The sequence below is a fragment of the Haliscomenobacter sp. genome, from assembly GCF_033763495.1.
Lineage (GTDB): Bacteria > Bacteroidota > Bacteroidia > Chitinophagales > Saprospiraceae > Haliscomenobacter.
On the sequence record NZ_JANRKL010000226.1, the window covers coordinates 1 to 23,675 of the forward strand.

18 protein-coding genes and 1 pseudogene are annotated in these 23,675 nt (G+C 45.0%); 9 read left to right on the forward strand and 10 right to left on the reverse strand.

Features of this window, described 5'->3' with window-relative positions:
* Both SFV55_RS26510 and SFV55_RS26515 read right to left on the reverse strand, forming a co-directional pair.
* Window positions 1-344: pseudogene (locus SFV55_RS26510) on the reverse strand (hypothetical protein); the annotation flags it as partial.
* A 207-nt stretch (window positions 345-551) separates the two neighbouring features.
* Window positions 552-1,133: an RNA polymerase sigma factor gene (locus SFV55_RS26515; protein ID WP_320029761.1), complete on the reverse strand. Its 582-nt coding sequence runs from the start codon at window positions 1,131-1,133 to the stop codon at window positions 552-554.
* Between the two features lie 327 nt (window positions 1,134-1,460).
* Here SFV55_RS26515 and uvrA point away from each other — a divergent pair, with 327 nt between their 5' ends.
* The 5 genes from uvrA (at window position 1,461) to SFV55_RS26540 (ending at window position 8,127) form a co-directional block, all read left to right on the forward strand.
* Window positions 1,461-4,304, forward strand: coding sequence for an excinuclease ABC subunit UvrA (gene uvrA / locus SFV55_RS26520; RefSeq protein WP_320032607.1), 2,844 nt, complete (start codon window positions 1,461-1,463; stop codon window positions 4,302-4,304).
* A gap of 121 nt (window positions 4,305-4,425) precedes the next feature.
* Window positions 4,426-4,848: a hypothetical protein gene (locus SFV55_RS26525; protein ID WP_320032608.1), complete on the forward strand. Its 423-nt coding sequence runs from the start codon at window positions 4,426-4,428 to the stop codon at window positions 4,846-4,848.
* Window positions 4,849-4,998: 150 nt separating this feature from the next.
* A complete protein-coding gene (fabG, locus tag SFV55_RS26530; RefSeq protein ID WP_320032609.1) occupies window positions 4,999-5,745 on the forward strand; it encodes a 3-oxoacyl-[acyl-carrier-protein] reductase in 747 nt (248 codons plus the stop codon).
* 132 nt (window positions 5,746-5,877) lie between these two features.
* Entirely contained in the window at window positions 5,878-7,533 is a 1,656-nt protein-coding gene (locus SFV55_RS26535) for a serine hydrolase (protein WP_320032610.1), read from the forward strand.
* A 75-nt stretch (window positions 7,534-7,608) separates the two neighbouring features.
* Complete coding sequence (locus tag SFV55_RS26540; RefSeq protein WP_320032611.1) at window positions 7,609-8,127, forward strand: DinB family protein; 519 nt, start codon at window positions 7,609-7,611, stop codon at window positions 8,125-8,127.
* A gap of 111 nt (window positions 8,128-8,238) precedes the next feature.
* Here SFV55_RS26540 and SFV55_RS26545 read toward each other — a convergent pair whose 3' ends face one another.
* Window positions 8,239-8,538, reverse strand: a complete 300-nt coding sequence (locus tag SFV55_RS26545) for a hypothetical protein (RefSeq protein ID WP_320032612.1) — start codon at window positions 8,536-8,538, stop codon at window positions 8,239-8,241.
* Between the two features lie 170 nt (window positions 8,539-8,708).
* Between SFV55_RS26545 and SFV55_RS26550 the strand changes: the two genes are divergently transcribed.
* Complete coding sequence (locus SFV55_RS26550) at window positions 8,709-10,319, forward strand: C1 family peptidase (RefSeq protein WP_320032613.1); 1,611 nt, start codon at window positions 8,709-8,711, stop codon at window positions 10,317-10,319.
* A 96-nt stretch (window positions 10,320-10,415) separates the two neighbouring features.
* Here the strand turns inward: SFV55_RS26550 and SFV55_RS26555 are convergent, their stop codons facing one another.
* From SFV55_RS26555 to SFV55_RS26585, 7 genes are all read right to left on the reverse strand, one after another.
* A complete protein-coding gene (locus SFV55_RS26555; RefSeq protein WP_320032614.1) occupies window positions 10,416-10,766 on the reverse strand; it encodes a hypothetical protein in 351 nt (116 codons plus the stop codon).
* A gap of 136 nt (window positions 10,767-10,902) precedes the next feature.
* A complete protein-coding gene (locus SFV55_RS26560) occupies window positions 10,903-11,220 on the reverse strand; it encodes a hypothetical protein (protein ID WP_320032615.1) in 318 nt (105 codons plus the stop codon).
* Window positions 11,221-11,290: 70 nt separating this feature from the next.
* Entirely contained in the window at window positions 11,291-11,602 is a 312-nt protein-coding gene (locus tag SFV55_RS26565; protein WP_320032616.1) for a hypothetical protein, read from the reverse strand.
* A gap of 56 nt (window positions 11,603-11,658) precedes the next feature.
* Window positions 11,659-11,964, reverse strand: coding sequence for a hypothetical protein (locus tag SFV55_RS26570; protein ID WP_320032617.1), 306 nt, complete (start codon window positions 11,962-11,964; stop codon window positions 11,659-11,661).
* 24 nt (window positions 11,965-11,988) lie between these two features.
* Window positions 11,989-14,673 carry a hypothetical protein gene (locus SFV55_RS26575; protein ID WP_320032618.1) on the reverse strand — a complete coding sequence of 895 codons (2,685 nt, stop codon included), beginning with the start codon at window positions 14,671-14,673 and terminating at the stop codon, window positions 11,989-11,991.
* Between the two features lies 1 nt (window position 14,674).
* Window positions 14,675-15,436, reverse strand: a complete 762-nt coding sequence (locus tag SFV55_RS26580; RefSeq protein ID WP_320032619.1) for a GLPGLI family protein — start codon at window positions 15,434-15,436, stop codon at window positions 14,675-14,677.
* Window positions 15,437-15,571: 135 nt separating this feature from the next.
* Window positions 15,572-15,922, reverse strand: a complete 351-nt coding sequence (locus SFV55_RS26585; protein WP_320032620.1) for a hypothetical protein — start codon at window positions 15,920-15,922, stop codon at window positions 15,572-15,574.
* Window positions 15,923-16,225: 303 nt separating this feature from the next.
* Here SFV55_RS26585 and SFV55_RS26590 point away from each other — a divergent pair, with 303 nt between their 5' ends.
* From SFV55_RS26590 to SFV55_RS26600, 3 genes are read left to right on the forward strand one after another with little or no spacing between them, the layout of a single operon-like run.
* Window positions 16,226-19,552, forward strand: coding sequence for a VCBS repeat-containing protein (locus SFV55_RS26590; RefSeq protein ID WP_320032621.1), 3,327 nt, complete (start codon window positions 16,226-16,228; stop codon window positions 19,550-19,552).
* A gap of 18 nt (window positions 19,553-19,570) precedes the next feature.
* The gene (locus SFV55_RS26595) at window positions 19,571-20,188 is read left to right on the forward strand and encodes a hypothetical protein (RefSeq protein WP_320032622.1); all 618 of its coding nucleotides are present in this window, start codon (window positions 19,571-19,573) and stop codon (window positions 20,186-20,188) included.
* Window position 20,189: 1 nt separating this feature from the next.
* Window positions 20,190-23,519 carry a CRTAC1 family protein gene (locus SFV55_RS26600; protein WP_320032623.1) on the forward strand — a complete coding sequence of 1,110 codons (3,330 nt, stop codon included), beginning with the start codon at window positions 20,190-20,192 and terminating at the stop codon, window positions 23,517-23,519.
* Window positions 23,520-23,675: the final 156 nt, after the last annotated feature.

Sequence of the window (23,675 nt, forward strand, 5' to 3'; positions counted from 1 at the left end):
GTGTTGCGTGCCTGCGGATTGAAATAATACCGTGCAAAAGGTGACAATGAAAAACCGCCGACACCAGTCGTACCAGCGAGAGCGAAAGAGCCTATCGTGAGCCTGCTCCCGAACAACCATCGATCTGAAACAAAAATGCCAAGTTCAGGCGCAATGGCTAGGCCCAATAAGTCATTGTCGTCACCGACTTCTATCGATAACTCGGCTAAGCCATTAGCAAAGCCTGGGATACTGTTGATGCCATAACCACTGGAATAGAAAGTGCCACGCGAGAGTTGGGCCTGAAGCAGCATTGGCCAAATCAACATGAACATGAAACAAAGGCGAGGGATTGTTGTGTTCATAGCAGCTTTTTCTATTTAAAGTTGCCATGAGAAAAATTAGTTCGCTTTAATGTTGGGAATAAAATTTTTGTGATCTACAAATAAGCTATTGATGCAAATTGACCACTAAGACCAGCGGGTACATTAAAAATACAAAGGGTCAGCTACCACTTACTTGAATGGCAGCTGACCCTCAACTTCTAAACTCCTCAACTTCTAAACTTCCGTTTACTGCAGAATCACTTCTTTCTCTTCCACCATTTTCCGAATGTTGATCAAGGCGTAGCGCATCCGGCCAAGGGCAGTATTGATGCTTACCCGGGTCAGTTTGGCGATTTCCTTAAAGCTCATGTCGGCATAATGGCGCAAGATCACCACTTCGCGTTGCTCGGGTGGGAGCATGTCTACCAGATGGCGCACTTTGTCGTGGGTCTGGCTGCGGATGATGGTCTGCTCAGAGTTGAAATCCGGCGTTTGAAGAACGTCGAAAATATCGAAAGTATCGGTTGGTGAAACTTTTGGACGGCGTTTCGTGCGGCGGAAATAATCCACACACATGTTATACGAGATACGCATGGCCCACTGAAGGAATTTACCCTCGTGATTGTATTTGCCGCGGCGCAAGGTGTCGATAATCTTGATGAACACTTCCTGGAAAATGTCTTCAGCAAGGCTTTGCTCCTTGACAAACAAATAAATAGAGGTATAAATTTTTTGTTGGTGACGGTTGAGCAATTCTTCGAACGCTCTTTCGTTTCCTTCCAAGTAGCAGGCGATTAGCTGCTGGTCGTTAAGCTGTGTAACTTGCATAACTAAATAGTTTAAAGCAATGGGATCAAATCCGTTAAAAACTTTTAGTGTAGAAGTTTCAGCTTATATGCGCCTGCGTTTTAGTGAAGCAATAATGTTTTGGAAGAAAAATTGATAATGAGTCAAAGATAAACGCAATAATTTAATGAAAAAACAGTTTAGGTGATTTTTTTTCAAATTAACCAAACATTAACCGTTTTTTAGGGTTTCCCCTAGCGCCTGAAAACAGTATTTTGGGCTGTGTAAAACTTTTTGTGAGCGTTTTTAACAAACCTTCCTGCGTTGTACAACTTTTTGTATCTTGCGCATTCTAACTGCCATTACCTTATGAAACAGCAGGCTACCACGGAAAGCACCCTACCTATGCCCGACGCCGACAATTGGATTTACATCAAAGGCGCTCGGGGCAATAACCTGAAAAACATTGATTTAAATATTCCCAAGAACCAGTTGGTTGTGGTTACTGGAGTCTCAGGCTCGGGTAAATCCTCGATTACAATGGATACCTTGTACGCCGAAGGGCAACGTAGATATGTAGAAAGCCTGTCTTCTTACGCCCGGCAGTTTTTGGGGCGGATGAAAAAACCTGAAATTGATTACATCAAAGGCCTTTGCCCGGCCATTGCCATAGAGCAAAAGGTTAGCACCAGCAATGCCCGCTCCACAGTGGGTACACTCACTGAGTTATACGACTATTTACGCCTTTTGTATGCCCGTCTGGGTAAAACCTATTCTCCCATCTCTGGCCAGGTAGTCCAAAAACACGAGGTAGCAGACGTCAACGATTACATCCATACTTTTCCGGAAGGAACCCGGGTGCAATTGTTCATTCCGCTACCTTATAAATACAAAGACCGTTTGTTGGAGCGAGAATTGAGCCTGTTGCTGCAAAAAGGCTACACTCGTTTGCGCAATCAGGGAGAGTTGATGGACATCCAGGACTTTCTAGACAGCAAAGCGGACATCCTGAAACTTAAAATAGAGGAAATTCCGGAAGACACCCTATACATCCTGATTGACCGGTTAGCGGTCAGCAATGAGGAGGACAACATTCGCCGTATTGCCGACTCCATCCAAACTGCCTTTTACGAAAGTGAAGGTGAATGTTGGGTGGATGTGGTAGGTACCGAGGCGATGAAGGGTTTCAACAACCGTTTTGAGCTGGATGGGATGACCTTTGTAGAACCCACACCTCAATTGTTCAATTTTAACAACCCCTTTGGAGCCTGCCCTAGTTGTGAAGGTTTTAGTATGGTGATGGGCATTGATGAAAATAAAGTGGTACCCAACAAGGCGCTTTCCGTGTATGAAGGGGCGATTGCCTGCTGGAAAGGGGAAAAGCTGGGCTTGTGGTTGGAGGAAGTATTGGAACATGCCCACAAATACAATTTCCCGGTTCACACCCCTTATCAGGATTTGACCAAGGAGCAACGCAACATGCTCTGGAAAGGCACCGCCAGTTTTGGGGGCATCCACGCATTTTTTCAGGAATTGGAAGAGAAATCCTATAAAGTGCAAAACCGTGTCATGCTGGCACGGTATCGCGGGCGGACCCAATGCCCAACCTGTGAGGGGTCACGCCTGCGTAAAGAGGCGCGTTACATCAAAATAGCCGACCGGGGTATCCAGGACTTGATCGATGAGCCGGTGGATGAGCTGTTGCCTTTTTTCCAAAACCTGGATCTCAGCGAATTTGATCAAAAAGTGGCCAAACGTTTGCTGCAGGAAATCACCTCACGCTTGCAGTTTATGTGTGACTTGGGGTTGGGCTATCTCAACCTCAATCGGGTTTCCGCAACCTTGAGTGGAGGCGAAACCCAGCGCATCAACCTGACCCGTCTGTTGGGTAGCAACCTCACCAGTTCGATGTACATCCTGGATGAGCCCAGTGTGGGCCTGCACCCCCGCGATACCGATCGTTTGGTCAAGGTACTCCGGTCATTGCGCGACCTTGGTAATACCGTCATCGTGGTAGAACACGAAGAGGACCTGATCAAAAATGCAGATTACCTCATTGACATTGGTCCTGCTGCAGGTATTCATGGTGGGGAGGTGGTTTTTGCCGGGCCATATGCCGACATATACACAGAAGCTGCTACCAGTCTGACTACCTTATATATGAACGGCACTATGGAGATCCCAGTGCCAACTTTTCGCCGCAAAACCAGCGATTTCATTTGGGTAAAAGGCGCCCGGGAAAACAACCTGCGCAACATTGATGTGGCCTTCCCGCTTCATGTCATGACCGCAGTGAGTGGGGTATCGGGTTCGGGAAAAACCACCTTGGTGAAACAAATTCTTTTCCCGGCCCTTAAAAAAGAACTGGGCGAAGCGACTCCCAAGGCTCCAGGTTTGCATTCCGCCATCGAAGGTCCATTCCAAAAAATAAAGGCGGTGGAAATGGTGAACCAAAGCCCAATTGGTAAATCTTCCCGCTCCAATCCTGTAACCTACGTCAAGGCGTATGACGCCATTCGAGACCTGTTTACCAATCAACAATTGTCCAAAATCCGGGGCTTTAAACCCAAACATTTTTCATTCAATGTCGATGGGGGCCGTTGCGATGCCTGTAAAGGGGAAGGTGAACAAATCATCGAAATGCAATTCCTGGCCGATGTGCGCCTGGAATGCGACGTATGCCATGGCAAACGTTTCAAACCCGAAGTGCTGGAGGTAGAATACAAAGGCAAAAACATCCACGAAATCCTGGAAATGAGCATCGACGAGGCCATGGAGTTTTTTGCCGGGCACAAAGACATCATTTCCAAAATCAAACCGCTGCAAGACGTGGGTTTGGGGTACGTACACATGGGCCAATCCTCCAGTACGTTATCCGGGGGTGAAGCACAAAGGGTTAAATTAGCCTCCTTTTTGACCCAGGAACATTCCAATCAGCACGTGCTTTTCATCTTCGATGAGCCCACCACAGGGTTACATTTTCACGACATCCGCAAGTTGTTGGATGCACTCAATGCATTGGTAGAAAAAGGGCATACGGTAATTGTGGTGGAGCACAACCTGGAGGTGATTAAATCGGCAGATTGGGTCATCGATTTGGGGCCAGACGGTGGCAAGGGCGGAGGCAATTTGGTGTATCAAGGTGTGCCAGAGGGCTTGGTACAAATTGAGAAATCCCATACGGGCCAATATTTGCAGGAAAAATTAAAATAATTGTCAATAATTTCTGCAATTCAAAACCTACGCTTCAATTTAAGTGTCAAACTTGTTTTCTAAAAAACCAACGGCTATATTTGGTCAACAATCTTATTCATCGCATCTAAACACATATGTTATGAAGAAACTTTTTACCATTCTGTTCCTTTGTGTTGGCACTTTGTTGGCAACTACTACTTATGCTTCCGTTTCCACTGCACCAGCAAGCGGCACTGCAACGGTCGGTGCTGAAACCAAACTGGGCATCGATGATCTAAAAACCATGACGGTTAAGGAGATTGAGGCAAAAATTGGCCACGATCTGACCTGGAAGCAAAAGCTGGCCATCAAAATGCTGAAAAACAAGGCTGCTAAAGCTGAAGAGCATCCGGATAAACCAGCTAGCAATGGTAGCACCATTTTAGGTTTATTGCTCGGTTTTGTGCTTGGGCTTATCGGAGTTTTGATTGCTTACCTGGCTTTTAAAAATGATAAAGACACCATTAAAGGTGCCTGGATTGGTTTGGCCATTTGGGTGGTACTGTTCTTGTTGATCATCTAATCGACGGAGCTTTGATACTCCACAAGGATGGAGAAAAGGAATCGGGAGTGGGTGTAAAACGCACTCCCGATTTTTTTGTACTCAATAAATGAACCGATCTTTGCCCCGGTTACTTACCTTTATCCCCACAAAACAAAAAACCAAGGCCTGATGAAACTATTGCAGGACAAAGTCGCTCTCGTAACCGGTGGTTCCCGTGGAATCGGGGCGGCCATCGTCAAAAGATTTGCTGAACAGGGCGCGCATGTTGCCTTTACTTATCGTTCTTCAGCTGCTCAGGCGGAAGCCATTGCCGCCGAATTGGAGGCACTCGGTGTAAAAGCCAAGGCTTATGCCTCTGATGCTGGCAACTTTGCCGAAGCGGAAGCGCTGATCAATTCGGTCGTGGCTGATTTTGGTAAACTGGACATTTTGGTCAACAATGCCGGGATTACCCAGGACACCCTTATGCTCCGCATGACCGAAGAACAATGGGATAAGGTGATCACCACCAACCTCAAATCGGTGTTCAACCTTTCCAAACACGCGCTGCGGCCCATGATGAAAGCTGGCGGTGGCTCCATCATCAACATGAGTTCCATCGTTGGGATTACCGGCAATGCTGGTCAGGCCAACTACGCCGCATCTAAAGCCGGGATTATTGGCTTTAGCAAGTCACTGGCCAAGGAAATGGGGTCGCGTGCTATCCGCTGCAATACTGTGGCGCCTGGTTTTATCGAAACGGATATGACCGAAGCTTTGGATGAAAAAACCAGAGATGCTTACCTGGCTAATATACCCCTCAAACGTTTTGGGAAAGCCAATGAGGTGGCAGACCTCTGTGTGTTTCTTGGCTCAGATTTGTCTACTTATGTTTCTGGGCAAACCATTTCGGTTTGTGGAGCACTGCATACCTAATTTGTTGTCAAATTTGACTTCAAAAAGCTGCCTTGTTTATGCATAACAAGGCAGCTTTTTTTGTTTTGACCCGATGCAACGCTTTCAAATAAAAGTCTTCTTTATGATACAACATAAATCAGACCATAAAACATGAGAACAATTTTATGCTTACTGCTACTGTTTAGTCTGCAAAGTTTGTTTGCCCAGCATATACCTACCTTACAGCGCCGGGTGCCTCAATTGCTGGATAGTGCTTTAGTTCCAGGAGTGGCACTTGCGGTAATCAACAGTAAAGGGGTCCAACATGCTCAGGGCTTTGGGTTGCGCGAAGCCAATACCCAGTTCAAAGTGGATGAAAACACCATTTTTTCAGCTGCCTCTCTGAGTAAACCAGTATTCGCCTATGTGGTTTTGAAACTGGTAGACGAAGGAAAGTTCAACCTGGATAAACCACTATGGGAGTATTTCCCGTACCCTGATGCAGCACACGACGAAAGATACAAGCGGATCACCGCACGAATGGTTCTAAGCCATACCACTGGTTTTCCAAACTGGCGAAACGGCCAGTTGAACTTGCTTTTTGACCCCCCAAAACGCTTTAGCTACTCTGGAGAAGGTTTTGTTTATCTTCAAAGAGTAATTGAACACCTTACCCAGCAATCAACAGATGTTTTGGCTCAGGAAAAAGTGTTCAAACCACTGGCGATGTCGCGCAGTAGTTTTGTCTGGCAAAAAACTTTTGAGGACAATTTCAGCTATCGGCACAATCGCTTTGGGCTTCCTACTGGCATTAGCAAATTTGACCAGGCCAACACTGCCTATAGTTTGCAAACAAGTGCAGCAGATTATGGAAAGTTTTTGGTCGCATTGTTGAATGGTAAAGGATTGAAACCGGCTTCGGTAAAACAGTTGTTTGCTCCTCAGGTTAGAACTGGCCAAAAATTCAGAGACACTTTACAAGCCTCAAAATCAATCGCCTGGGGGCTTGGACTCGGCCTGCAAATTGGAGAAAATGATGAGGGCTTCTGGCATTGGGGAGACAATGGAGACTTCAAATGTTTCTTTTTCGTTTCGCGCACCCAGAAAAAAGGCCTGGTTTATTTCAGCAATGGAAGCAACGGGTTGAATTTTGCAGCTTCCCTTACTCGGCTGGTTGTAGATGTGCCCATGCCTAGTATGAGTGAATTTTTAGCCTATACAGATTACAAAACACCTCTATTTCAGTTGGGCATTCAAATCCTGAAACGGGACGTGATCTCTGCGGTTGAACCCTATTTGTCGGGAGGGAAAATTGGTTTTTCGGCCGATGAATTGCGTGGCCTGAGCAGCGATTTGTTGAGGGCAAATCAGGCCAATAAAGCCCAGGACTTGTTGGAATGGAGCATTAAACAATACCCGGATTCAAAGAGTTTGTTAAAAACCTACAGTCTTTCTTTATTACAAATGGGAGAACGGGACAAGGCCCGACCAGTTCTGGGAAAATACCTCCAGCTTGATCCCGGAGATCCACAAATCAGTCATTTATTTAAGCAATTAAATGAAGTTCCTTCTGGCAAGGTTGTGTTGCGAAGTAAGGCTTTTGCCAAGGCCAAAATGGTGACCATTGCCGGAAGCTTCAACAACTGGCAAAGTTTCTACACCTTGGCAAATCGAGAAAATGAAGAATGGGTTGTCAGGCTCGACCTGGCCCCTGGTAAATACACCTACAAATTTGTAGTGGACGGGAATTGGGAACTCGATCCCGACAATTTTGAAAAAGAGGATGATGGAAATGGCAACACCAACTCAGTCTTAATTGTGAAATAGTTGGATCATTGTAGCAAACTTTGGAACTTTGCCCATAAAAATACTGTCCTTTGAGTGCACAAAAATTGCCACCTCATGCTTGATCAATCCTTTTTACAATTATTCAGAACCGAGATCAAACGCCGCCTTTTTGAGGAATCCCAGGTACGCCTGGAGCGCTGTTTAAACGAACTCAGTGAAGCCGACATCTGGTGGCGCCCCAATGAAAACTCCAACAGTGCCGGCAACCTGGTTTTGCACCTTTGCGGCAATGCCCGACAGTGGATACTTGCAGGTTTGGGTGGCGCGCTGGATCAGCGGCGCAGGCAGGCCGAGTTTGACGAGCGAGGGCCAATACTCAGGGCAGAACTGATTCAAAAAGTAGGCGAGGTAATGAGCGAAATTGACGAAGTGCTCGATCGCCTGAAGCCGGAGGATTTGGAGCGGCCCATCCTGGTGCAAGGTTTTGACGAAACAGGGTTGAGCATCCTCATCCATGTTGTTGAGCATTTTTCTTACCACGTAGGGCAAATGGCTTATATCGTCAAGGCGAGACTGGACAAACAAACCAATTTTTATGGAGGCATCAATTTGGAGAACAACGACACCCATTAAATTTTCTGCAAAAAAAATCCATTCCACTTCAAAGATTGACCTTCAAGTAGCATAACAACAGGCCCCTATCCTCAAAATTGCACTAAGGATAGGGGCTATTTTGTTAAAGACTTATCGAACCAATGCCGAAACCTTTTTCAGTTTATTCCGGCTGACACTAAATGTAGCGTTGTAACCATCCATTTGATTTTGAATCAAGCCTGCTTCCAGCATCTGCTTGAGGTGACTGTGAAGAAAATCAGCGTCCAATTGGGTGTGGATCAGTAAATCTACCCAGGCTGCTTCCGGCCATTCGCGCAAACAATCCAAAATGGCTGAGGTTTCTGGCTGACATAGTAGTTCCAAAATACCAATGGCCTTACTTACTTTTTCACCTTGGGCAAAAAAGCGATTTTTAATGCTAGTGTTCATGGTGTGTTTTAGTGTTTCTTAAGCAAAGACAATTGTCAAAATAGACGTTAAAGTACTTTTACGAAATCCCTGCAAAAAGGTTACAGGCGAGGGGATTTTTTTTTTTTAATTTCAGCCATTAATTATGAATGGAAATTTAAGTGCTTTTTTAACCAAAAAACCATTGAACCATGCCAATCAGAATGGAAGAAGATGACCCCAAAGGTGGGGGAAGACAGAACCCGAATCAAAACAACAACGACCGAGGTGGTGGTGGCGGGATGGGCTGGTTGATTCAGCTTTTGCCTCTGGCCATTTTATTCTTGATCAAACGCCCCAAACTCCTGATTCCACTCCTGCTGGTGGCTGGTGTCTGGTACTTTTTTCTGGGAGGTCAAGAAATGCTCAGTGGTGGTGGAGGTGATCCCAGTGCATATGAAGAATACGAGGACGAAAACGCTCCGGTACAGTTTTCATTGGGTGCCTCCCTTAGCCCCGAACGTTTTGATAAAGCCCAGGTGTTTGAAGCACTATCCTATGGGCAAAATGGTCAGCTGAATCGGCTGCCGAGCAAAGTCAGTTTATTGCCTTTTGCTCCCCGCCGGATGCACCAGGGCGGCCAAGGTTCCTGCGTGGGGTGGGCGAGTGCGTATGCGGCACGCAGCATTCTGGAAGCTCGCGCAACTGGGCGCAATCCCAATCAGGTGGTCTTTAGTCCTGCCTACCTCTACAACCAGATTCACCTGGATGACTGCCAGGGGGCCTACATGATTGAAGCCATGAAGTCCATGGCACAAAACGGCGCCATGCCTTTCCAGGCCTTTGGCTACGATGAATCCACTTGCGAAAATTACCCCGACCAAACCGATATTCGCCAAGCCCAAAAATACCGAATCAAAGGTTACAACCGCCTTACGGTTAGTGCAGATGAACAAACGCCTGACATTGAAGCCATCAAACAAAACCTGGCTCAGGGTGCTCCAGTAGTCATTGGTATGATGGTGGGCGGAACCTTTATGAGCAACATGATTGGCCGTAAGGTGTGGCAACCTACCCAACGCGACTACAACATGGGCGGTTTTGGTGGCCATGCGATGTGTGTCATTGGCTACAACGATGATTTTGAAGGCGGCGCATTTCAGATCATGAACTCTTGGGGGGAAGACTGGGGGGACCAAGGCATCTTCTGGATGAGCTACGAAGATTTTGAGTACTTTACCAAAGAGGCTTACGGTTTGTACCCCATGGGCTCGGCACAGGATAAAAATGTGAACCCGGGCAAAATGGCAGTAGAGTTTGGTTTGTACGACAATGACAAGCAAGCTGTAATCCCCGTCAAACAGGTGAGCGACATTGTATTCCGCACCAGTGGGGCATTGACCAAAGGTCAGAAATTTAAAGCGTTAATCGCCAATTCGGTAGATTGTTACGTGTACATCTTCGGCCAGGAAACCGATGGTTTCAGTTATGTTTTGTTTCCTTACACCGAGAAACATGATCCCTATTGCGGCATCGTGGGCACCCGCCTGTTTCCCAAGGACCATTCGATGGTGCCAGACGCCAAAGGCCAACGGGATTACATCGCTATCGTGATCAGCAAAACCGAATTGGATTATGAGGCCCTGAACGAGGAAATCGATGGAGCTTCAGGCAGTACTTATGCTGACCAGCTCAAAGCCGCGCTGGGCAACAAGCGTATGCGCACCACCAGCTTTAAAGCGGGGAATACCATTGCTTTTGAGGCAGATGTGAAGGATAGTGGCGCAGTTGTGGGCGTTGTGGTGGAAGTAGATAAGAAATAAAAAAGTGTAAAGCCGACGCCAGTTGGGGTAGATGCCTGTAAAACTGGCGTCGGTGCAATCAATAGACTTGCCTTACGTCTATAAACGATAGTTGAATCAGTCTTCTATTTTTGCAGCTATTGCCGCTTTTGCTTCGGCCACTGCGTCTTGTGCTGCTTTGGCTGCCTCGGTACAAGTTGGCTTTTGTGTCTTAGCGGATACTTTGTATTCAGTACCATTTTTGTTTACAGTGCCAATCAATTCTACTGTACATTCCTTGTTATTGGGGATTTTATCGAGCTTGGCTGCTACTTCCAGCATGTTTTCCAGGTCTTCTTCCGTAGTAGAAATGAATAGACCATCGGCTTCGATTTTTAATTTGTTGGCTGGAGATTTTGCCTTGTTTTGGGCAATGCTTACCGAGTACAAGCCAAGGAGTAAAAACATTGAAAGGATGAGTTTTTTCATACGAAATGGATTGTATGTGATTGAATGTCTCAAACCTAAGGAAAGTTAAAGGGGTAGTCAAGCCACTTTTGCAAGTTGTTGACTACCCCAAATTTTTGGGATTGAAAATGCCTTATTATGGGTTCAAAAAAATCCGCTACTCAATGATGGTATAGTTGAGGAAGCTTTTTGCCTCGTTCATCTGGTCGTTTGCGGATTTTACAGCTTCTGCGCAGGTTTCGGCACTTGCAGAAACGGTATAATAAATTTGCATCATTCCAAACTTGATCCAAGAGCTAAGGGTGACTGTACAAGTTTGGGGTACAGCGGATCCTGTGCTCAAAATCTGGATTTTTGTCACGCCATTAAGCTCCACCTCTTCTTTTGTGGATAGTTTAGTGTCCAGGTTATTGGCAGATGATGCAAAGGCCAGCGTGAACATGAACGCCATTGTGCTGAGGAATTTCCTATTCATAAAAATGGGTTGGGTAGTGAAGAAATGGCTAAATAGGTCTGTGAACCCTATTTAGCCAGATGAAATAACCTTATTGCAAAGCTTCTTGAATGGCCTTTTTGGCATCTCCCAATTGGCTGATCGCGGAGGTAGTGGCATCTGCGCAGGTTGCCCCGGTGGCAGTCACCGTGATGACACACTCTACAGTGCCAAGCATAATCGTTGCACTCATGGACACAGAACATTCTTTTGGGACTGGATTGATGGCAAAGTTGGAAAGCTCAATGGAGTTCTTTCGAAACAAGGCAGATTCTTCTGAGTGAAAAAGCTTCCCTTCGGGAACGCCTGCAAATGTGGTAAATGCCACGCTGAGCATAACTACCAGAATACTTAAAGTTTTCATAGCGAAAAAGTTTGGTTAAAAAATTGAAAAATTAGGTTTGCATGGAGCCCTGGTGCCTAAATCTGTTCAAAGATATTTTTCATCACCAGAATAGCTTTTCTAGCTTCGATTTCGGCTTGTTCTCTTGAAGGTGCGGTCACTGTTACGGATACGGGAATGATGGTGGTGCCCAAATCTACTCTACCTGAAATGGTGATGAAATGGACCATTTCGTTAGCCTGCTCCTGAATTACCAATGTTGTTGAACCAGATTGGCTGGTCAATGTTATTGTTTGCACTGGTTCTTTGGGCAATTGTGTTTGATATCCCTGAGGATTCAAGCCACTCAATGACATGAGTGCGTAAAAAAATAAAGTTTTCATAGCCATTATGTTTTGATCAAAAAATTAAAAGGAATAACCAAGTTTGAACAGGACCAGAGCCGGGTTCAGCCTCAATCCCGAGAAATAGTTGTAGGCATCACCAACCGAGAGCGTTTCAAACCACTTTAGTCCGGTTAAATTGTAGCCATTGATTTCGAAAAAGTAAGGTTTGTTTTTAGGTGACGCCATTACCTGAACATCCAAAAAGACCAACCATTTTGAGTCTGGATTCAGCAAGTCCTTTTGAAAGGCATCCATATGGATCCCACCTCTGATCCAATTGATAAATTTGTATTTGCCATTGATCCCTATCTGTGAATAGAGCCGACTCGTAGTAGCAATCGCAGATTGAACCCGACTAGCCCCTGCTCTAAACTCTAAATCGGCATTAAATGGGCCGGGAAAAGCACTTTGCGCGGTCATTGCCCCCGAAATCGTTCTGGCAACAGAAACGGAACTTTGCTCATTCACTCCACTTGGATAACTGGAGATAGAAAGCGCTGCACTGAATTTGACTTTCGTAGACAAGCTTGACAAAAGCTGGTCCTTAGATGCATTCAAGGAAAATATTTTGTGTTTTCCTTTTTGGACCCTTGTCAAAAACGAATAGTCATCCGTGATGTGCAAAAAACGACTATAGGCGTTGTTTGATACATTGCTAAAAATGGAGAAGTTTAAAGAGGACTGTTTGAATAAATTAAAATCAAAATATCCAAGGACAAAGGTATGCGTCAGATTCATCAGATTCTCAGAACGAGATTGCTGAAAGTTTCGGTAGCCCTGCATGATGAAACCGCTGGCCAGCTCGTTTGGTGATGCAAATGCATTGCCTTGAAAATAAGTGCCATACACCTTGCTTACCCCCTTAAGTGCCAGCCCAAAACCCAACGCCGGATTCACATTTAACCAGGTAGATGGTGCGAAAATAGTTTGGCTACGATCTCCCGGGGTTAAAGATTGGTGCTGGACTTTTAAATCACTGAATAATTTGAGGCGTTTTAACTGGACAGAAAAACCAGTGGATAAAAATGCACTCGATTTAATGATGGAGAAGCGGTTTAAAAAATCATCGGCTGCAATTGGCGTTTCAATTGTTTTGGAGCTGGTCAATTGCGAATTGAATTGCTCCACACTGTGTACGTAACCCATTTGAGTTTTAATTTTTAGCAAATCGTTCACCTTGATCAAACTCTTTCCAGAAACATTAATTCGGTGCAGGTCAGCAAATGCTTCCTGGATTTGTTGAGAAGATTCAAAAAAATCATTTTGGAGGCCTTCCAAATGTTTTACCAACAAGGTTTGCGGCGTCCTCCCGATTTGATGAATGAAATCCAATTGAAGCACTTGTTTCGGCGACAATTTTACCGTTGACTTTAAGTCTTGATAAAAGCGACGGTTATGGTTGGTGAAAAAAGCAGAGAAGCGTCCATTAAGAGAAGAATTCAGCTGGTTTTCGGCATCTTCTTTTGTAGTGCTATAACTTGCATTGTAGGCGATGTTCAGATTTTCATTCCCACCATAAGTTGCATTGAAATGATTGCTCCACCGCATGGGCTTGTACTGGTTGCTCAATTGTTCCTGGATCGATAAGGTATCTTTGGCCAAAAAGTAGGATGCCTCGTTGAACTCATAGGCCGTAGTCTCATCTTGACTGAAGGCAAAATAAGCTTGAGTCTTTAGGAAACGACTGAAAGAACGATTAAGGCTAATGGCACCAAGCTTTGAAGCATTACGGGCGAATCGACTAGGGTCAATTTGAAAAACCGGAAATTTTTCAAAATTGATCGCAGGCTCTCCAAAATCAGCAAGTGTTGCGGGGTCGCTGGAAGAAGCTGAATTTAAGGAATTTTGTTCGCTGAGCTGATACAGTTTTCCTGTATTGTTCATGCCTGCAATTGCTGCCAATTTTAATTTTTTGAGCAATGCAAAATCGTGGGCATTGATTTCTTTCCGATTGTTAAGTCCCCAAGCTCCTTCCAAATCTACGTTGTTTTTAAATTTGACTGCTTCTTTGACCGTCAGGTTGAGGGCAATTTCATCAGAATCTTCAAACCCTTTCATAACCCCGTTGTCTTGGTAATGCTCAATTGATTGAATTTTATCCACAATGTTTGCGGGTAAATGTTTGGTGACCAAATCACTCTGCCCTTTCCAAATGTCATCGCCATCAACCAGGATTTTATTTACTTTCCTGCCGTTCACAAACACGGAGCCATCTTCAGCAACGGAAACTCCAGGGAGTTTCTTCAACAATTCACCAACTTTTCGTTCACTGCCATCTGAAAATGACGCTGCCCGAAATTCAGTGGTATCGTTTTTTAATCTTATTGCGGGCCCTTCGGCCTTGATGACTACCGCTTGCATGGTTAATATTTCAATGGCTAAGACCATATCCAGGGCAATCCTGGGCATTTTTAGGGGATCCTGAGCAATTGGAACCCATTTTTCCTTAAAACCCAATGCGCTTACATGGAGGAAACAGGAATCAACAGCGTTGGGAATTTCGATGCGATAGGTCCCTTGTTCGCTTGAAAAGGAAAATGATATGATTGATGAATCTGTTCTGCTTTTTGCCACAACATTGGCCATAAAGACTGCTTGCAAATCATCTGAAGAAATTTTACCTTCAACGAACCAGCTATTTTGAGCCTGTAGCATGACTGCTGACAACAGTGCAATCAATGCGAGTATCATTTTCCTGACTTCCATGTTATTCAGCTTTTTCAATTCTCTGGAGGGTTACACCAACTTCAGTATTGCCTGCTGGGATTGAAGAGGACAAAAACTGTTTCAACTGAGCAGCTTTTTTGGTCCATAATTTTTCAAATTCTACTCTACTGATTTTATCACCTTGAGTTGGTGGAGCGACTGGTTCGGATAGCGCAAAAGGAAAATTGATCGATTTAGCGCTGAATTTTACAACCTCTTGTTCATCGTAAGCTTCGACAATTAAACCCGGGAGCCCCCAAAGTTTCCATGGACCTGCACTAACCGGGATCTCTTTCGAAAACCAGGCAATAAAGTTTCTACCTTTATAAAAACAGGTTGCTTTTTGGCAGAGTAAATCCCCTATTTTTTTCTGCTCATTACCAATCGCCCAATTGATGTCTTCGATGCCTTCCTGGAGAATGAAAGGTTTGTTGAGGATGAATTCACGGGAGACTAGCATTTTTGACTGAACATCCTTGAAGTAGCTGAATCCATATTTATCGGAAATCGAAATTTCAAATCCCCCATCTGGCCGATCTTTCAAAGTTGAACCTTCCGGGCTTTGGCTCAGAATAAACAAGGATTGTAAACCATTGAGAAAAAGTGTTGATTGGTACTCGATTGACGCTTTATCCTGAGTATTGCCTTGTTTTCCATCTTTGGAATAATCAATTACAGAGGTATATAAAATCCGGCCTTGATTTTGACTATGGCCTTCCAAATGCAGCATAACAAGGATTCCTAAAACGAAAAGTGCTTTCATGATTGATAAATTTGGTTGAAGTGATGAAAATAGTGAGCTACCCTCCGCTCAAGCAGTGAAGGTTAAATGAACAAAATGAAACGAATTGATGGATTTGCCTGGCAGAACAGCAAGGGCTAATTCGTGAAAGTCTGCTTAATAAAACGCTGCCAGAACAGCTTTTTTCGCATCAGTCAAGCCTTGGATGGCCAGATTGGTTGCCTCGGTACAAGTGGAACCAGATACTGTAACCGAAATTTCCACTTCAACGAAGCCCATTTTTACAGTGGCAGTAAGAGATATTTCGCATTCTTTAACCTGGTGCGCCTCATCAAAATCCGCTGCCATCTTTTGGAGGTCAGCAATGTTTGATTCGTCGGTTTTGATTACGATGGATTTGAGAATGGTTTCCTCTTTGTCTGCTTTTAAGACATTCAAGGACACACCACAAAAAGCATTGATACTGCTAAGCAGCATGATTGCTAAGGAAAAGAAGATAGTTTTCATAAGCTTAAATATTAAATTGGTTAATGATTGAAAGCGAAAAGTAGCTCACCTGGAAAGCGAAAAGTGGGTTGAAAATTTTCCCTTTCTGTTCGATTTCTTTTACAAAACTACTACCCCGCCTCCCCCCAATCAAGTCACTTTCCCCACTTCCTGACCACCCCAAATTTGCCTTTTTAAAACCCCTCTTTGTCTTCGGGACGGGGCAGTCACACAGGGTTGCCCCAACACACGCACACCCACCCACAAACACACACCCTATTTTCTCCCCATTTCCAAAAAAAATTCCCAACTTTGCCTTCCAGTATGAAACAGATAGCCATCACAACAACTGCCATAATATTGCTCATGGCCAGTGGGTGTAATCAATCTGCCGGAGATTCCAGTTCAATCCCGGCCAAGACCCTTTTTTCGACCATGCCAGCCAGTGTCACTGGCATCGACTTCATCAATCAAATCCAGTATACCGAGGAATACAATCCATACACCTTTCGCAATTTTTTCAATGGGGGAGGAGTAGGGATGGGAGACGTCAACAATGATGGCCTGATTGACGTGTTTTTTTGTGCTAATTTTGAAAGCAACCGCCTCTACCTGAACAAGGGCAACTTCCAGTTTGAAGACATCACCCGCAAAGCCGGGCTCAGTACCAATAACGTATGGTCTTCCGGTGTAGCCATGGCTGATGTAAATGGGGATGGATGGTTGGATATTTACGTTTGTAAATCGGGCAAACCTGGAGGCAATCGCCGCTACAACGAACTCTTCATCAACAATGGCGACCTGACTTTTACCGAAAAAGCGGCTGAGTACAACCTGGCCGATATAGGCCTTTCTTCCCATGCCGCTTTTTTCGACTACGACCGCGATGGTGACCTGGACTGTTATTTGCTCAACAACTCCATGAAATCGGTAGGGGGGTATGACCTCGTAAAAGGCCAACGCAATGTGCGGGACAAAAAAGGCGGCAATAAATTTTACCGCAACGACAACAACAAGTTTGTTGACATAAGTGCCGAGGCAGGTATTTATGGCAGTAGTATTGGTTTTGGCCTGGGCGTAACCATTGGTGATGTAAACCGCGACGGTTGGCCGGATATTTACGTATCCAACGATTTTTTTGAGCGGGATTACCTTTACCTCAACCAAAAGAACGGCACTTTTAAAGAGGAACTGGAAAGTTGGATTCAGGAGTTGAGTTTCAGCTCTATGGGAGCCGATATGGCTGATGTCAACAACGATGGTCACCCTGAAATCTTCGTGACCGATATGCTTCCTGAAACGGAAGCACGCATGAAGACCAAAACCAACTTTGAAGACTGGAACAAATACCAACGCAATGTTCTGAATGGATACCACCGTCAATTCACCAGAAATGTCCTACAGCGCAACAACGGCGACGGAACTTTTAGTGAAATTGGGCGTATGGCCGGGGTTTTTGCCACCGATTGGAGTTGGGGTGCCCTCATGACCGACCTAGACAATGACGGTCAAAAAGACATATTTGTAGCCAATGGCCTTCTCCGTGATTTGACCGATCAGGACTACATCAACTTTTATTCCGACCCGGCCAATGTCCAGGACCTTATGAAAAAAAAGAAAGGTGTCATTACCAAAATGGTAGATGCTATGCCGTCGGAACCAGTGCCCAACTACGCTTTTGCCAATCAGGGCAGTTTTATCTTTAAGAACAAAGCGGCTGAATGGGGATTGGGTGAACCCAGCTTTTCCAATGGATCAGCCTATGGAGACCTAGACAATGATGGAGACCTGGATTTAGTGGTCAACAACATCAACCAACCCGCGTCCATTTTTCGCAATAATGCTGAAGTGCAACGCAAGCAAAAAGCCAATTTCCTTAACCTGGAACTAGCGGGTGAAAGCAAAAACTCCTTCGCGATTGGTGCACAAGTAAGCATTCGCCATCAAGGCCAAACCTTATTTCAAGAACTTTTCCCTATGCGGGGCTTCCAGTCTTCAGTGGATTATCGACTAAATTTTGGCCTGGGAGCCTGGAGTAGTGTAGATACTCTGGTCATAGCTTGGCCCAATGGGCGATATACTTTACAAACGCAGGTAAGAACGAATCAACGCCTAAAATTCAATCAGGCAGATGCTCAATTAGATCAATTTCCTCTCGCCGAGCCTCATTATCAGCCTTTTATTTCCAAAGTGGCGGATGCCTTGAGTTTTAAACATCAGGAAAATGAATTTTCCGACTTCGACCGCGATCGGCTCATTTACCAAATGATGTCCTATGAAGGACCGCGTATGGCCAAAGGGGATGTCAATGGCGATGGTTTGGAAGACCTCTTTGTTGGCGGGGCAAAGGATCAGGCCGGGGCAGTTTTTGTACAACAAGCCGGTGGGAAATTCCGCCGCAGTGCCCAGGCTGCGCTGGAGGCCGACAAGAGTTGTGAAGATATGGACGCGCTTTTTTTTGATGCCGATGGGGATCGCGACCAGGACTTGTACGTCTGTAGTGGCGGTTACGAATTCCCCAACAGTTCCAGTTCTCTGATTGACCGCTTGTATTTCAACGACGGACGAGGCAATTTCACCAAGTCCAACCAGATTTTGCCCACCTTCCAGTTTGAAAGCACTTCCTGTGTAGATGCCGCCGACGTGGACGCTGATGGAGACCTGGATTTGTTCGTAGGTGTACGAATACGCCCCTTTGAATACGGAGCTCCCGTAAATGGGTATGTGCTGCGAAATGATGGCCGGGGCAATTTTAGTGATGCTACTGCCCAAATCGCCCCTCAACTCCTCAACTCAGGCATGTTTACCGATGGGCGTTGGGTGGATATCGATGCTGATCGGGATCCCGACCTGGTTGTGTCCGGTACCTGGATGCCCGTGCGGGTTTTTCAAAACAAGCAGGGGCAATTGAAAGAAATGACCAAAGAACTGGGATTGGCCCAAAGCAATGGGTTCTGGACATGTATCGAACCTGCAGATGTAGATGGTGATGGTGATCTGGATTTGTTATTGGGCAATTTAGGCAGCAATACCCGACTTAAAGCAAATGCAACACACCCTTTAAGTATGTATGTAAACGATTTTGATGGCAATGGTGCCATTGAGCAGTTCATTACCATCTTTGAGGGAGAAAAGGCCTATCCTTTTGCTTTATTACCTGATGTTGTTAAACAAATCCCTTCGCTGCGCAAAAAATACCTGAAACATACCCAGTACCAAGGGCAAACCATTAGTGACATTTTCCCGGCCGAGGCAATATCCAGGGCAGTAAAATGGGATGTGTACACGACCCAAACATCCGTAGCCATCAATAACGGCAAAGGAACTTTTAGCTTGTTGCCGCTACCCGCTGAAGCGCAGATTTCATCCACTTATGGCTTGATGGCCGATGACTTGGATCGGGATGGGATAGTGGATATTTTGCTGGCTGGCAATTTTTTTCAAGCTAAACCTGAACTTGGCATCAATGCTGGAAGTTATGGTTTGGTGCTGAAAGGTTTGGGTAAAGGAAAATTCACACCCTTGAACTCCAAACAATCTGGACTTTTGCTCAAGGGCGCAGTGCGGGATGTAGAGGTAGTTAAATCAGGCCAGCGAAAAATTTTGATCGTGGCCAAAAATGATGATTGGGTAGAAACTTTTGTGTATTAAGTTATAAAAAATGTAGTTATGAAAAAGCGTGGATTGATGCTTTGGAGTTTGATGGTAGCAGGATCACTGTTGATCATGAGCAGCTGCCAATCCGAATACGACAAGATGCGCCGCCGGGAATTGGCTAGTGGCGTGCGCCAGGATAGTTTGTTTTTTGGGATTTATTTAGGTATGCCCAGCGAGGATTTTTTTGCCCGTTGTCTAACCTTGAATCGCCAACACATTTTAACCAACAATGGTGATGGGCGACGAGTACAATGTTTTATTAAGGGCGAAAACCCACAAATCGTCATGAATTTTTACCCCAATTTTAAAGAAAACAAGATTGGGGAAATGCCTGTAGAGTTTCATTACACTAGTTGGTCTCCCTGGAACAAACATCTTTGGGCAGATAAGTTGCTCCCCAAAATGGTTTCCATCTTTGAACGTTGGTATGGCAAAGGTTTTATCAAAATGGAAGATGAAAAACGTGGGGTGATCTACGTAAAAATTGACGGAAATCGGCAAATTGTGCTTGGAGCAAAAGACGATCAGTTCGTTAAAGCAAACTTTACCGACCTGACCAATCCCATGGACTCAAAAGAAATTGAAAACGTTCCGGCCAGACCAAAAATGACCTCGCAAACCGCGCGATAACATGAAGCAAATGATCCTTTTGGGCTGCATCCTTTTTTTGGGGGTGAGCGCGTGTAAAAAAGAATTGCAACAGGCCTCAGAAGTCAAAACTGATACCTTGTTTTCTGAAATGCCTGGAACCGTAACGGGTATAGATTTTGTCAATCAGCTGCATTTTGACAACGATTTCAACATTTATACCTACCGCAATTTTTACAACGGAGGAGGGGTAGCACTGGGTGACATCAACAATGATGGCCTGATTGACATCTATTTCACTGCCAATATGGAGGAGGATCGTCTCTACCTCAACAAAGGCAATTGGCAGTTTGAGGACATTACCCAAAAAGCTGGAGTAAGTGGCCGCAAGGCCTGGTCAACTGGTGTGAGTATGGCTGACGTCAATGGTGACGGTTGGTTGGACATCTATGTATGCAATTCTGGAGACGTCAAAGGAGACAACCGGGAGAACGAACTCTTTATCAACCAAAAGGATGGCACTTTTAAAGAAATGGCCAAAACATACGGAGTTGCGGATCCTGGTTATTCCACTCACGCTGCTTTTTTTGATTACGATAAGGATGGTGACCTCGACTTATACTTATTGAACAATTCCTTTCAAGCCATTGGCAGTTTCAACTTGCGCAAGCAGGTACGCAATACCCGCGATCCGTTGGGTGGGCACAAATTCTTTCGAAACGATGAAGAGAAATTTGTCGACATCAGCGAGCAGGCTGGTATTTATGGCAGTATCATTGGCTTTGGTTTGGGGGTAACAGTGGGAGATGTGAATCAGGATGGTTGGCAAGATATTTATGTATCCAACGACTTTTTTGAACGCGATTACCTCTACATCAATAACCAAAAAGGTGGGTTCAGTGAAGTGCTCGAACAATCCATGCGTTCGATCAGTGCAGCTTCTATGGGGGCAGATATGGCGGACATTAACAATGACGCATTCCCCGATATTTTTGTGACGGATATGCTTCCTGGAACTGATCGAAGACTCAAAACCAAAACGACCTTCGACAACTGGGATCATTATCGCTCGAATTTAGAAAATGGCTATTGGCACCAATTCACTCGCAATATGCTGCAGCTCAACAATGGCGATGGCACCTTCAGTGATATTGGCCGATTGGCAGGTGTAGAAGCAACCGATTGGAGCTGGGGTGCATTGTTTATGGACATGGATAACGACGGGCTTAAAGATATTTTTGTGGCAAATGGGATCTATCAGGATTTGACCGATCAGGACTACGTTTCCTTTATTGCTGATGAGCAAACCAAAAGGTCCATTATTTCCCGACGCGGAGTGAATTTTAAAGCCTTGGTGGACTCTATTCCTGTAGAACCTATTCCCAGTTATGCCTTCCAAAATAAAGGCGATTTAAAATTTGAAAACAAGGCTGAAGCTTGGGGATTGGCTAAACCCAGCCATTCCAATGGCTCCGCTTATGGAGATTTGGACAATGACGGCGACCTGGATTTGGTGACCAACAACGTCAACATGAACGCTTTCATTTACCGAAACAATGCGGAAAAAATTCACCCAGATCGGCATTATATCAAATTTGAATTGAGTGGCGAAGGAAAAAACACCTACGCCCTAGGTACAAGAATTACCATAAAATATGCTGGTAAGCTCCAATTCCTGGAGCAAATGCCCATGCGAGGCTTTGAGTCCACGATGGATCCTCGTCCGAATTTTGGACTAGGAAAAACAAATACTATAGATACCATCCTCGTCGATTGGCCGAACGGCAAACGCACCCTGCTGACCCAGGTCAAAGCTGACCAAACTCTAAAACTCAAACAAGCCGAAGCACCCCTTAATACACCCGCCAAACCTGTTCCTGGGTCCAAATTGTTCCGGGAAATCAATGTTCTCAATGGTTTAAACTATCGCCACATCGAAAACAATTTCATTGACTTTGACCGCGATCGTTTATTGTACCTGATGCTCTCTACGGAAGGTCCCAAAATTGCCAAAGGGGATGCCAACGGAGATGGCCGCGAAGATTTTTATGTCGGAGGGGCTAAAGACCAGGCGGGAAAATTGTTTGTTCAAAAACCGGACGGATCTTTTGCATCTACCAATGAGGATTTATTTAAAGCTGATGCAGCCTGTGAAGACCAGGAAGCCCTGTTTTTTGACGCGGATCGTGATGGAGACCAAGACTTATATGTATGTAGTGGGGGTAACGAGTTTTCCTCCAGCTCTACGGCCTTGATCGATCGTTTGTACATCAATAATGGCAGTGGATCCTTCAGTAAATCGCCTCAAATCTTGCCTACCTTCCGCTTTGAGCCAACCTCCTGTGTTGACGCAGCAGATTACGATGGTGATGGCGATCTCGATTTGTTTGTGGGTGCTCGTTTGGCCCCAATGGTTTACGGTGTGCCGATGAACGGCTACATTCTCAACAATGATGGCAAAGGAAATTTTCGAGATGTCAATGTACAAGTGGCGCCGATGTTGGAAAAAATGGGCATGATTAAAGATGCCCATTGGAGTGATTTTGATGGAGACAAGGATCCTGACTTGATCATTGTAGGCGAATGGATGCCAATAAAAATATTGCGCAACGACCGTGGTAGTTTCACCGATATTACTGCCAATACGGGATTGTCAAGTACTGAAGGCTGGTGGAATTGCATTGAGTCTGCTGATTTAGACGGAGATGGTGATCTGGATTATGTGGTGGGCAATCATGGTTTGAACTCCCGTTTTCGGGGCGATGCCAAACATCCGCTGGTTTTACAGGTCAACGATTTTGACCAGAATGGCACTGTCGAGCAAATTTTGAGTGTCTTCACCGGAAAAGACTCCTACCCTTTGTTGCTGCGACACGATTTGGTTGGACAAATCCCTCAACTCAAAAAGCGATACCTCAAATACAAAGACTTTGCAGAACAAAAGGTCGAAGACATTTTTTCACCCATGCAATTGCAAAATACCATAAAGTATGAAGCAAAAGAAATGCGTACCTGTGTCCTAATCAATGAAGGAAAAGGCAAATTCAGCCTGAAGCCATTGCCTGTGGAGGCTCAACTTTCCCCTAATTTCGGTATTTTGATTAGGGATTTTGATGGAGACCAAAAGCCGGATGTCATTCTTGGTGGTAATTTATACGGTGTGAAACCAGAAATTGGTAGATTTGATTCCAGCTACGGACTCTTTTTGAAAGGGGATGGAAAGGGAGGTTTTCAATCTATTCCAACCCGGCAATCGGGTTTTCGCCTGGAGGGAGAAGTACGCGATTTTCAGGTCATCAAGATTAAAGGAAAAGAGGTATTACTTGTAGCCCGCAACAATGAGCCTTTGCAATTGTTTGAATGGAATCCATAACCAAAGCATTCCGCCATGTCAGCAAAAATAAGTGTTTCGGCGGCAAGATTTTTTATCGGTATTTTTCTGTTCCTGCCATTGTTGTTGGAAGGGCAAAATAAGATACCGTGTGACGGTTCTTTTTATCTCGTAAACTTTACCAGCACGGGAAGTCAG

What these genes read in the sequence shown, in the direction of transcription:
- SFV55_RS26525 (WP_320032608.1), top strand. Translation starts at nt 4,426, where the DNA reads ATGAAGAAACTTTTTACCATTCTGTTCCTTTGTGTTGGCACTTTGTTG.
- SFV55_RS26580 (WP_320032619.1), bottom strand. Translation starts at nt 15,436, where the DNA reads ATGAAAGCACTTTTCGTTTTAGGAATCCTTGTTATGCTGCATTTGGAA.
- SFV55_RS26565 (WP_320032616.1), bottom strand. Translation starts at nt 11,602, where the DNA reads ATGAAAACTTTAAGTATTCTGGTAGTTATGCTCAGCGTGGCATTTACC.
- SFV55_RS26585 (WP_320032620.1), bottom strand. Translation starts at nt 15,922, where the DNA reads ATGAAAACTATCTTCTTTTCCTTAGCAATCATGCTGCTTAGCAGTATC.
- SFV55_RS26550 (WP_320032613.1), top strand. Translation starts at nt 8,709, where the DNA reads ATGCCAATCAGAATGGAAGAAGATGACCCCAAAGGTGGGGGAAGACAG.
- SFV55_RS26595 (WP_320032622.1), top strand. Translation starts at nt 19,571, where the DNA reads ATGAAAAAGCGTGGATTGATGCTTTGGAGTTTGATGGTAGCAGGATCA.
- SFV55_RS26555 (WP_320032614.1), bottom strand. Translation starts at nt 10,766, where the DNA reads ATGAAAAAACTCATCCTTTCAATGTTTTTACTCCTTGGCTTGTACTCG.
- SFV55_RS26545 (WP_320032612.1), bottom strand. Translation starts at nt 8,538, where the DNA reads ATGAACACTAGCATTAAAAATCGCTTTTTTGCCCAAGGTGAAAAAGTA.
- SFV55_RS26590 (WP_320032621.1), top strand. Translation starts at nt 16,226, where the DNA reads ATGAAACAGATAGCCATCACAACAACTGCCATAATATTGCTCATGGCC.
- uvrA (WP_320032607.1), top strand. Translation starts at nt 1,461, where the DNA reads ATGAAACAGCAGGCTACCACGGAAAGCACCCTACCTATGCCCGACGCC.
- fabG (WP_320032609.1), top strand. Translation starts at nt 4,999, where the DNA reads ATGAAACTATTGCAGGACAAAGTCGCTCTCGTAACCGGTGGTTCCCGT.
- SFV55_RS26570 (WP_320032617.1), bottom strand. Translation starts at nt 11,964, where the DNA reads ATGAAAACTTTATTTTTTTACGCACTCATGTCATTGAGTGGCTTGAAT.
- SFV55_RS26540 (WP_320032611.1), top strand. Translation starts at nt 7,609, where the DNA reads ATGCTTGATCAATCCTTTTTACAATTATTCAGAACCGAGATCAAACGC.
- SFV55_RS26575 (WP_320032618.1), bottom strand. Translation starts at nt 14,673, where the DNA reads ATGGAAGTCAGGAAAATGATACTCGCATTGATTGCACTGTTGTCAGCA.
- SFV55_RS26515 (WP_320029761.1), bottom strand. Translation starts at nt 1,133, where the DNA reads ATGCAAGTTACACAGCTTAACGACCAGCAGCTAATCGCCTGCTACTTG.
- SFV55_RS26535 (WP_320032610.1), top strand. Translation starts at nt 5,878, where the DNA reads ATGAGAACAATTTTATGCTTACTGCTACTGTTTAGTCTGCAAAGTTTG.
- SFV55_RS26560 (WP_320032615.1), bottom strand. Translation starts at nt 11,220, where the DNA reads ATGAATAGGAAATTCCTCAGCACAATGGCGTTCATGTTCACGCTGGCC.
- SFV55_RS26600 (WP_320032623.1), top strand. Translation starts at nt 20,190, where the DNA reads ATGAAGCAAATGATCCTTTTGGGCTGCATCCTTTTTTTGGGGGTGAGC.